Annotated in this window: 3 protein-coding genes; all 3 read left to right on the forward strand. The window is 68.9% G+C overall.

Annotation, left to right across the window (positions count from 1 at the left end; genetic code table 11):
• A partial coding sequence (locus tag ACESL8_RS07770; RefSeq protein WP_372917532.1) for an aspartate/glutamate racemase family protein occupies positions 1 to 517 on the forward strand: 517 nt, incomplete at its 5' end.
• Between the two features lie 10 nt (positions 518 to 527).
• Positions 528 to 1,640: a zinc-binding dehydrogenase gene (locus tag ACESL8_RS07775; RefSeq protein WP_372917534.1), complete on the forward strand. Its 1,113-nt coding sequence runs from the start codon at positions 528 to 530 to the stop codon at positions 1,638 to 1,640.
• Positions 1,640 to 2,401, forward strand: coding sequence for an A24 family peptidase (locus ACESL8_RS07780; protein WP_372917536.1), 762 nt, complete (start codon positions 1,640 to 1,642; stop codon positions 2,399 to 2,401). The genes ACESL8_RS07775 and ACESL8_RS07780 overlap by 1 nt, the downstream gene beginning before the upstream one ends.
• Positions 2,402 to 2,531: the final 130 nt, after the last annotated feature.

A 2,531-nucleotide genomic window follows, 5' to 3' on the forward strand; every position in this document is an offset into this window, starting at 1 on the left:
GACGGGTGCGGCATCGCCCGGCCCGGCGCTCGCGGCCATGGCGGCAGGGCTGACGGCGCAGGGGGCGCAAATCCTCGCCATGCCCTGCAACGCCGCGCACGGCTGGGCCGATGCCATTACGGCAGCGCCCTTTGTTTCGATGATCGACGCGGCAATTGCCGAAGCGCTGGCGCACAAGCCGCGCTGCATCGGCGTGCTTGGCGTGGGCGCGACGCTGGCGCTCGATTTATATGGCCGTGCCAGCCCGGTGCCGGTGCTGGCCGGCAATCTGGCCGTGGTGCAGGCCGCCGTGAACGCCATCAAGGCCGGGGACCGCAGCGCTGCACCGCGCGCGGCGCTTGCCGGCGAGGCCGCGCGGCTGGCAGCAGCCGGCGCCGATGTGGTGATCGCCGCCTGCACCGAAGTGCCGCTGGTGCTGGGCCAAGCCGATGTTGCGGTGCCGCTGATCGATTCCACCGCCGCGCTGGCCCGCGCCACATTGGCGGCGGCGCGTTTGCCCGATAGGGTGAACCCATGAGCCACACCCCATGAATCAGACCATCGCCGTCGTTTTGGATGCCATGGGCGCCGCCCAGCCTTATGCCAGCAGCCGTCCCCTGACATTGAAGCAGCTCGATCTGGCGCCGCCGGGGCCGGGCGAAGTGCTGGTGCGCATCGAAGCGGCGGGCCTGTGTCATTCGGATCTTTCGGTGGTGAATGCCGATCGTCCGCGCCCGCTGCCGATGGCGCTGGGCCATGAAGCTGTGGCGCGCGTCGAAGTCGCCGGGCCTGGCGCGCGCCTGCCAGTGGGTGCGCGCGTGGTGATGGCCTTCCTGCCGGCCTGCGGCCATTGCAACGCCTGCTGGTCGGGCGAGCCCTGGCTGTGCAGCAATGGCGCGGCCGCCAACGGCAAGGGCGAATTGCTCGGCGGCGGGTTTCGCCTGTCGGACTGTGGCCATCCCGTTCACCATCACCTCGGCCTGTCGGCCTTCGCCAGCCACGCCGTGATCGACGAGCGCAGCTGTGTTGTGATCGACGATGATATTCCGGCCGAAATCGCCGCGCTGTTTGGCTGCGCGGTGCTCACCGGGGTGGGCGCGGTGTTCAATTCCGCCGCGGTGCGCCCCGGCGAAAGCGTCTCCGTCTGGGGCCTTGGCGGCGTTGGCCTTGCTGCACTGATGGGTGCGGTGGCCGCCGGAGCGGAGCCGGTGATCGCCATCGATCCCGTGCCGGAAAAGCGCGCGCTGGCGCTGCAATTGGGCGCGCGCGCGGCGGCGGCGCCCGACGAAGCCGCGGCGGCCTTTGCACTGCACGGTGCGCCCCGCGTGGCCATCGAGAGCGTCGGCAGCGGCAAGGTGCTCGCCGAGGCCTATCGCACGGCGGCGCGCGGCGGTCGCATCGTCACCGTTGGATTGCCCAATCCGGCCGATCCGTTCACGATCACAGCCGTCAGTTTGGTGGCCGAAGCCAAGACCATCATCGGCAGCTACATGGGTTCGGCGGTGCCGGCGCGCGATATCCCGCGTTATATCGCGCTGTGGCGGGCCGGGCGGCTGCCGGTGGAAAAACTGCTGTCGGGCGTGCGGCCGATGAGCGAGATCAACGAGGCGCTTGATGCGCTGGCCAGCGGGCAGGCCATCCGCCAGATATTGATCCCCTGATGCTGCCTGAAGGCTGGTGGCCGGTCATCGGCGGCGGCCTTGGCTTGCTGTTGGGCAGTTTCATCGCGTTGGTGACGGCGCGCTGGCCGCAGGGTGAAACCATCCTTGGCCGCTCGCGCTGCGATCACTGCGGGGCAAAATTGGGCACACTGGAACTCTTGCCGGTACTGTCCTTCCTTTTTCAACGCGGACGCTGTCGGCAGTGCGGGCAACCGATTGCCGCCCGGCACTTGCAGATCGAGCTGGCTGGTGCGGTCATCGGCGGCCTGTTGCTGTGGCGCTATCCGCCGCTGGCCGGTGCGGCGGCGGCGATTGCTGGCTGGTGGCTGCTGGCGCTGATTGTGCTGGACGTCGAACATTATTGGCTGCCCGATCGCCTGACCTTGCCGTTGATTCCGGCCGGGCTGGCGCTGGGCCAATTGATCGGCTTTGCTCCGTTCGGCGAGCGGGTTATGGCTGTTGCTGTCGGTTTTTTCGCGCTGTGGGCTATGCGTTTTGCCTATCGGCTGCGAACCGGGCGGGAGGGCATGGGGGGTGGCGATCCCAAGCTGTTTGCCGCGATCGGTGCCTTGCTGGGCGCGGTGCCGCTGCCGTTCCTGCTCACGGCGTCAGCCGGGCTGGGACTGGCGCTGGCCATGAAGGACATGCTGCAGGGCCGCGATGTGAACGCGACGACGCGGCTGCCGCTTGGTGCCTTGCTGGCCGGCATGGCACTGGTGTTTCTGGCCCTGGGGCCGAACTGGTGGGAGATATGGCGATGACGGCCTTTGCCGGCGCCCAGAAGGTGCCTGACAAGAGAGTGGACATGATGATCCGCAAGGGCTTTCTGCCGGCGGCGGACTGCGGCGGACTGCGGCGGACTGCGGCGGACTGCGGCGGACTGCGGCGGAC

The sequence above is a fragment of the Sandarakinorhabdus sp. genome (genome assembly GCF_041689835.1).
Taxonomy (GTDB): Bacteria; Pseudomonadota; Alphaproteobacteria; order Sphingomonadales; family Sphingomonadaceae; genus Sandarakinorhabdus.